General features: G+C 39.6%; 6 protein-coding genes and 2 pseudogenes. 1 reads left to right on the forward strand and 7 read right to left on the reverse strand.

From position 1 onward, the window contains the following. Nucleotides 1-95: 95 nt before the first annotated feature. Both B4W83_RS09485 and B4W83_RS09490 read right to left on the reverse strand, forming a co-directional pair. Nucleotides 96-2,084, reverse strand: a complete 1,989-nt coding sequence (locus B4W83_RS09485; RefSeq protein WP_000489375.1) for an ABC transporter permease — start codon at nt 2,082-2,084, stop codon at nt 96-98. Nucleotide 2,085: 1 nt separating this feature from the next. Then, nucleotides 2,086-2,844 carry an ABC transporter ATP-binding protein gene (locus B4W83_RS09490; protein ID WP_000173358.1) on the reverse strand — a complete coding sequence of 253 codons (759 nt, stop codon included), beginning with the start codon at nt 2,842-2,844 and terminating at the stop codon, nt 2,086-2,088. A gap of 427 nt (nt 2,845-3,271) precedes the next feature. Here B4W83_RS09490 and B4W83_RS09495 point away from each other — a divergent pair, with 427 nt between their 5' ends. Beyond that, nucleotides 3,272-3,463: a hypothetical protein gene (locus B4W83_RS09495; RefSeq protein WP_000680768.1), complete on the forward strand. Its 192-nt coding sequence runs from the start codon at nt 3,272-3,274 to the stop codon at nt 3,461-3,463. A 142-nt stretch (nt 3,464-3,605) separates the two neighbouring features. On the opposite strand, the gene B4W83_RS09500 is transcribed toward B4W83_RS09495, so the two are convergent. The 5 genes and pseudogenes from B4W83_RS09500 to B4W83_RS09525 all read right to left on the reverse strand — a co-directional run. Further along, nucleotides 3,606-3,878 carry a PspC domain-containing protein gene (locus B4W83_RS09500; protein ID WP_001085044.1) on the reverse strand — a complete coding sequence of 91 codons (273 nt, stop codon included), beginning with the start codon at nt 3,876-3,878 and terminating at the stop codon, nt 3,606-3,608. Nucleotides 3,879-3,936: 58 nt separating this feature from the next. After that, nucleotides 3,937-4,386 (reverse strand): SprT family protein, encoded by a 450-nt coding sequence (locus tag B4W83_RS09505; protein ID WP_001054507.1) that lies wholly within the window; start codon nt 4,384-4,386, stop codon nt 3,937-3,939. Next, complete coding sequence (locus B4W83_RS09510) at nt 4,373-6,502, reverse strand: Tex family protein (protein WP_000359124.1); 2,130 nt, start codon at nt 6,500-6,502, stop codon at nt 4,373-4,375. The genes B4W83_RS09505 and B4W83_RS09510 overlap by 14 nt, the downstream gene beginning before the upstream one ends. Before the next feature lie 101 nt (nt 6,503-6,603). Further along, a pseudogene (locus tag B4W83_RS09515) lies at nt 6,604-7,082 on the reverse strand (DUF1919 domain-containing protein); the annotation flags it as partial. 185 nt (nt 7,083-7,267) lie between these two features. Then, nucleotides 7,268-7,798, reverse strand: a pseudogene (locus B4W83_RS09525) (transposase); the annotation flags it as partial. Nucleotides 7,799-7,821: the final 23 nt, after the last annotated feature.

The following is a 7,821-nucleotide window of genomic DNA, read 5'->3' on the forward strand; positions in this document are numbered from 1 at the left end:
AGCAACCTGCGGCTAGCTTTCTAGTTTGCTTTTTGATTTTCATTGAGTATAAAATACAAGAAATACCTCGATTTTGAAGTCGAGGTATCTTTTTTTTACATTTGGACAATCTTGCGATAGCTTCTTGAAGTAATCATGAAAATCAGCACATAGGCGATGAGGAAGATAGCACAGATAGACAAGGTCACAATCAACATCATAGTCGTATCCAGTACACCAATCACTTTTAAAATCAGACTAAGCATATGGTAGGCAAAGGCTAGATGTAGGAAGGCAAAGAGTAAAGGAAGGAAGAAAACAGTTAAAACCTGTTTGTTGATGGTTTGCTTGATTTGCTTTTGATCTAAACCAACTTTCTGCAAGATAATAAAGCGCTCACGGTCTTCATAGCCTTCAGAAATTTGTTTGTAGTAGATGACCAGAACGGTTCCGACCATAAAGATAATGGATAGGAAAATACCGATAAAGAAGACACCTCCAAAGAGGGCACTCATCTGAGCACTAGCATCTGATAAATTACTACCATACACATAGCTACCTTCCGTATTTAATTGAGCATTAAACTGATCGAGGTATTTATCATACTCGTCAGCGACCTTGAGTTGTTCTTCTTCGCTGGCATTTACATTCATGCCACCGTAAAACTGATTATAGATAGCCGAATCTGGGAATTGATCCAAAAAGGCTTGTAAATCAGGTACAACAAGGTAATTGTAATCAGCAGTCAAAATATTAAACTGATTTGGGACATGGTTGACAATAAAATCTTTAGTAAATTCTTCTTTGACAGAAAATTGATGATCATTCAGAGTTAGAGTTTTCTGTTCTTTAACTCCCTCATTCTTTGCAAAGAGTCCGACCTCATTTCCTGATAGAGACAGTTTTTGACCAGTCATATTTTCATAATCTTTTTGGTCAAATACCATGAAAACTGTTGTGGGTTGGACACGATTTTGTCCTTTTTCAAAAAGGGTTAACTTATTTCCTTCTTGGTTCGCAACACCGAAGTAAGTGTAACGAAACACTTCTTTTTCTTTAATCTTATAACCTTTGTCACTTGCAAACTGGCTCAAGAGTTTGTCCAAGTCTTCTTTTTCAACATTTTGCCCTGAAACTCCAAAATCATGAGGATTTAGAACTTTTTTAAAGCTTTCTGCGGAATTGAAAATGCTTGTCGCTGCTGACATGGTTACCAAAACCATTGTTGACAAGATAGCGATGGTTGCTAGTCCAACTGCATTTTTCTTCATACGAAAAATCAAGTTGGAAACAGAGATGAGGTTATTAGGTTGGTAATAGTATTTCTTATTTTTCTTTAAGATTTGGAGGAAAACGGTAATCCCTGCATTGAACAAAAGATAAGTACCAAAAATAACCAGTAAAACAGCTATGAAGAAGGTTGTTAAGGCTGTAAGAGGATCTTTTACCGTAAGGGCAAGATAATAGCCAATCCCTAAGCTAATCGAACCAAGAATCGTTTGGAGAGGTAGGAAACGACCTTTTTTCTCACCACTAGCTTTTTCACGAGAAAGCTGGAGGGCATTCATACGGGCGATTCGAAGGGCATTCAGGAACATGAGGCCTAGGAAAATCAAACCGAAGACAAGAAGTACTGTAATGACAACTTTCATCTGGAAGGTAGCGACCAGCTCCACCTTCAATTTCATCAGTTTGAGCAAGAAAGCGAAAATCAACTTGTCAAACAAGGCTCCAATACCGATACCTGCTCCAACAGTTAGAATCCCAAACACCACTAACTCCTTAAAGGTCATACTGATCAGGTGGCGTTTCTCCAAGCCCAGCATGCCATAAATTCCCAGTTCCTTGGAACGGTTCTTCATGACAAAACTATTGGCATAGAGGACGATAATGGCTGACGCAAGTGTGACGACAAACATACCAAATCCTAGAGTAGCTTGAATGCTTGATCCTCCACGGATTTCCGCAATCTTAGGATTGAAAGTTAGAGAGTAAAAGAGATAGGTGACGGTGACTGCCAAGAGAACAGCCAGCGCAAAGGGATAGTAGAGTTTGCGGTTTTTAATCAAGTTCGATACCGCTAACTTATTGGTTAATCGAAACATACTAATTCACCTCGCTTGCCATGACAGTCAAGGTATCAGAGATTTCTTGGAACATCTGACGCTCTGTCTTCTCTCCACGGTAGATTTGATTATAAAGAATGCCGTCTTTGATAAAGAGTACACGTTTAGCTCTGCTAGCTGCTGCTGTTGAGTGGGTTACCATGAGAATAGTTTGGCCACGCTCATTGATTTCATCAAAGACATCAAGTAAGGCTGCAGAGGACTTGGAATCAAGGGCACCTGTTGGCTCATCCGCAAGGAGAATTTCAGGTTCTGTGATGATGGCACGTGCTACTGCTACACGCTGTTTCTGACCACCAGAAATCTCGTAAGGGTACTTCTCTTGCAATTGGTTGATACCTAGATTCTCAGCTGTCACCACCAATTTCTTCATCATCTCCGTAATGGGTCTTCTTGACAAGACAAGCGGAAGCAAGATATTGTCTTTTACAGACAAAGTATCTAGCAAGTTAAAGTCTTGGAAGACAAAGCCTAATTTTTCACGACGGAAGCTAGAAGCCTGTGAATTTTTAATGGTTGCGGTATCAGTTCCATTTAAGTAAACCTGTCCACGACTTGGTTTATCCAGCATAGCTAGGATATTGAGAAGAGTTGATTTACCAGAACCAGACTCACCCATGATGGCAACGTAGTCACCTTTTTCCACGGTAAAGTGAATATCCTTGAGGGCCTCTACTTGGTTGCCCTGAAAACGAGTTTTATAAATTTTTTGAACGTGTTTTACATCTAAAAGTGTCATGAGAATCTCCTTTCTTAATATCCCATCAAATGAAATGTTGCTTGCATCATAGCGCATCCCAGCTGAACGCGCTCGATATCTTTGTGGCTTGGTTTTCTTGTTTTCTTCTGTAAGATTTGTTTCATGATGTTACTCCTTTGTTCTTTATGAGTCTAGTTTACATCAAAAAAAGACTGCTTGCCATAACCTAACCTTACAAAAAAGACTTTAATCTTACATTTTTGTAAGATTGGGGGAAATATAGGCAAAATTACTTATAAAATGATTTGATTTCCTATTTTAAAAATTGTAAAATATACGTGTGAAAAGGCTTACTTTGGAAAGGAGGAAGCGGGAACTAACATTTGAGTAAGCTTACCTAGATAACATACCATTAAATTGAACACTTGCAAGTCGTTCAACCTATAAGGAAAGAAAGTGCGCTTTAATGAAACACAAAGAACATATACTCATCGGACTTCTCTATCTCCTCTCTCCATTCATCGGTCAGCTCTTAGTTGAAAAAACATACTTTATCGGTACAGAATTTACAGCTACTGCTTATGCTATTTGCTGGCTATCAGTTGTTATCAGCATCCATCATTTTTCAAAAAATGTATTGTCTCAGCATGAAAAATAGATTAGAAACATGAGTTCAAAAGAATGCTTTTAGTTTGTAGATGAAGCTGGAAAAATATTATTAAAAGTAAAAAAGCTTTAAATCAAGCAGTTTAGACTATTGATTTAAAGCTTTTTGCGTATTCCAAATCTTTTGTAAAACCTCACCAAAACCAGCCTTCATTATCGTCAATGGCTTGAGCTTCTTTGCGTTTACGTGGGCCTGTTCCGTACATTTCTGCTTCGATTTCTTCCTTGGTTGGCATGATAGAAGCTAGGATGATATAGATAATCACCCCAAGACCGAAATTTGCGACTGTAAAAATAGCAAACAAGAAACGAACAAGGGTAACATCAAAGTTCCACTTGTCTGACAGACCTGCCAGAACTCCTGAAATCATGCGATTTCGTCTCATTTTATAAAACTTACTGTTCATGATATTTCCTCTTTCTGCTAGGTTAGACATAGTATATCACGGGTAGGCTCGGCTTTCATCAGTCCTCAGGCTGATTTACTAGTAGCAACTTTCCTCGACAAACTCCACAGCGATAGCGTTTAGTATCAATCCTTCGCTTGCGATAATAAGTTTGCTGGCAGGATTGACAACGATAGAGCTTGATTGGCTTGGAGTTGCTATTTGGCAAGGTTGGCACAAAGCGTAATCCATCCACTGCTTTCAACAGTTCCTTAAAATCCCGATCCTTGTGTTGATAGCCCTTTCCTTGAAAATAGAGGTGATAATGACAGAGTTCATGTCGGACAATTTTCCTAAAAACGTCCAACCCCAGTTCCTGATAAACCTTGTGATTAAAATCCAAATGCCCATCTTTGGGGAAAAATCGCCCACCTGTCGAACGTAGACGCCTATTCCACTGGGCATGATGGATAAAAGGTCTGCCGAAGTCTTCTAGCGAAACCTGCTTGACGTAATCAGTTAGATTCATCTGGAGCTAGGAGCGACAGATTGACTTTTTCACGTTCAGTATCAATTTTCTTGACCCAAACGGTCACCAAATCTCCAACTGACACCACTTGGCTAGGATGTTTGATAAATTTGCGACTCATGTGGGAAATATGAATGAGACCGTCCTCGTGAATTCCAATGTCAACGAAGGCACCGAAGTCAACGACATTACGCACCACACCCTCTAGCTTCTGCCCAACCACTAAGTCCTTGATATCCAGGACATCTTGGCGAAGCATAGGTGCGTCAAAGGAATCACGGAAATCTCGACCTGGTTTGAGAAGATCTGCAATGATATCTTTAAGAGTTTCGGGACCAAGGTCTAGCCCTTGCGCCATTTCCTTGACTGAAAGAGACTTGAGTTTGCCTTGGGCTTCTTCATTCAGGTCCTTAATGTCCAAGCGTTTGAAAAGTTCCTTAACGGCAGCGTAATTTTCTGGGTGAACTCCAGTATTATCGAGGATATTGCTACTTTCAGGGATACGGAGGAAACCAGCAGCCTGTTCAAATGCTTTGGCTCCCAGACGAGGAACTTTCTTAATTTGGGCGCGTGAAGTGATTTTTCCTTCTTCCTCACGGTATTTGACGATATTTTCAGAGATGGTTTTATTGAGTCCAGCTACGTGTGAAAGAAGAGCTGGGCTGGCCGTATTGATATTGACACCGACTTGGTTTACCACTGTATCGACAACAAAGTCCAGACTCTCAGACAATTTCTTCTGGCTGACATCGTGCTGATACTGTCCGACACCGATTGACTTAGGATCGATTTTAACCAATTCAGCAAGGGGGTCCTGCAAACGACGGGCGATAGAAATGGCAGAGCGTTTTTCAACGGTCAAATCTGGAAACTCCTGACGAGCAAGTTCACTGGCAGAATAGACAGAAGCACCACTTTCATTTACGATGACATAACTAACCTCAGGAAAATCTTTCAGAACTTCCGCCACAAAGGCTTCACTTTCACGACTAGCAGTACCATTTCCGATGGCAATAATTTCCACGCCATATTGACCAATCAAATCTACCAGATCTTTCTTGGCTTCTTCGATTTGACGAGCTGATGCTGGTTTAACAGGATAAATGACCTGTGTTGTCAGCATTTTTCCTGTTGCATCCACGACAGCTAGCTTGGCACCTGTACGAAAGGCAGGGTCAAATCCAAGAACCACGCGCTCTTTCAGTGGAGCAACCAAGAGGAGATTGCGTAGGTTGTCCGAAAAGAGTTGGATAGCCCCTTCTTCCGCTTTTTCAGTCAATTCTGTCCGAATACGGCGCTCGATAGCAGGTAAGACTTTTTTCTTAACCGATTGCTGAACAACTTCATCTATATAGGCATTTTTCACCTTGAAACGAGCAGCAAAGAAAGCTAGAATACGGTCTGTCGCATGTTCGAAACCGACCTTCAAGACACCTAGCTTCTCCCCACGATTGAGGGCCAATGTACGATAGCCCTGCATATTTCCAACTGTCTCTGAAAAATCATAATAAATCTGAAAAACCTGCTTTTCATCAGGACTTTCATCCTTGACTTGCGAAGTAAGTTTAGAGTATCTCAGCACCTCCTGATAAGTCATGGCGCGCAGTGTCACATCTTCCGATAAGGCTTCGACTAAGATATCAACTGCACCAGCCAAGGCGTCTTTCCCAGTCACAAATCCTTCACAGATGAACTTTTCAGCCTCTTTCTCTAAGTCAGTTACATTCTGCAAAATCAGGCGAGCAAGTGGGAAGAGTCCAGCTTCACGAGCAATGGTTGCCTTGGTTCGACGCTTTTCCTTGTAAGGTAGGTAGAGTTCTTCAACGTCTGCTAATTTTTCGGCAGCTAAGATAGCTTCTTCCAACTCCTTGGTCAACTTGCCTTGTTCTTGAATCTTAGCTAAAACAGCTTCCTTGCGGTCATTGAGATTGGTCAGACTTTTATCCAAGTCGATAATGGCCTTAATCGCCACCTCATCCAGACTACCAGTCATGTCCTTGCGATAACGCGCGATAAAGGGGATTGTCGCCCCTTCTGCTGTCAAACTTAGAACAGTATCGATTTGCTTTAAAGTCACTCCCAAATCTTGGGAGATTTTTTCATATTTTTTATCCATGAATCTATTATACCACAAGCTAAACATTTCAAATTAACTCGTAGAACATTTAAAAAATATGTAGGGAATAGATTTATATGCTACAGCGCAATAACTTGCACTTAAAGAGCATTGCCACCTTTTTTTAACCAAGCCATGATATCAAAAGTATTTAATGGATCAGACATAATAGCCAGTTCTGGAAGATGTTCCTGACCTGGAATAACACATTGACTTTTCAAATTTTTATATGGACGATTGACTAAAATTAATTTATTAGAATAAGGAAGATTATCCATCTTATTTAAAATTTCTTCACTAGCTGAATCTTTATTATCAAATTTAAAATATAGATTATCCCAATTTATGCGTTTTTTCTTTTTTCCCACTTAGTCCGTGCTTCTTCAATACTAGAATAATGTAGAAAATGAATATCTATATCCCCTAAGTGCCCCAAAGGATAAACTTCATGGGTCCAGCTCGGTGAAACAAGTTCCTCTTCGAAAACAAGTTCTTGTTCCATATAGTACCGAAAATCCTTTGTAAGTTTATAATAATCATCAGGAAGAATAAATAAACCAACAAAAGGTGTTCTATATTGGCTTTACAATAATAACTTCTATATCTTTAAATGTTTGTCTATCAACTATTAATAAAGACTCTAATAAACTATTTTTATCTCCTTGATGTAATAAAATAACACTGATTAAGCAAGTCAATTTTACTACCTCCTATAATTTTCTGATAATGATTTTCTTCTTATTTCAATTATATAATCATTTAGTTTTAAAAAAAGCGTTCCAAACATTCAAAAATAGTTGAGACTTCCCTTAATAAATCTGTTACTTTCTTTTTCAAGATAGCCCATGCTTGCTCAATAGGATTCAAATCTGGTGAATAAGGTGGTAGAGGTAAGAAAAAGTGTTTATCTTGGATGCAGAGTTCATCCAAAATGTTCTTGGGATCAAAACTAGCATTGTCCATGACAATAACATGAGGTGTCTTCAAAGCAGGCAGGAGTTGCGTTTTGAACCACTCCACAAAGAAATCGCTTGTCCTGCTGTTCTTGTAAATCATGGGAGCTATAAACTCTCCGTCTACTTGTCCTGCAACAATTGAAGTTCGCTCAAAACGACGTCCGCTAATCTTTTCATAGACTTTCTCCCCTCTAGGAGCCCCTGCATAAGGACGATAGAGATAGCGGTCGATTCCTGTTTCATCAATATATACGATTGGTAAATCGTTTAGGTTATCCAAAATATCAAGAAACTCAGCGACTTTCTCTGGGTCTTGTTCCTTAAAGCTCGTCATCTTTTTTTGAAGTGACCTTCATCTGCTTT

This window comes from Streptococcus pseudopneumoniae ATCC BAA-960 = CCUG 49455, assembly GCF_002087075.1.
GTDB classification, from domain to species: domain Bacteria; phylum Bacillota; class Bacilli; order Lactobacillales; family Streptococcaceae; genus Streptococcus; species Streptococcus pseudopneumoniae.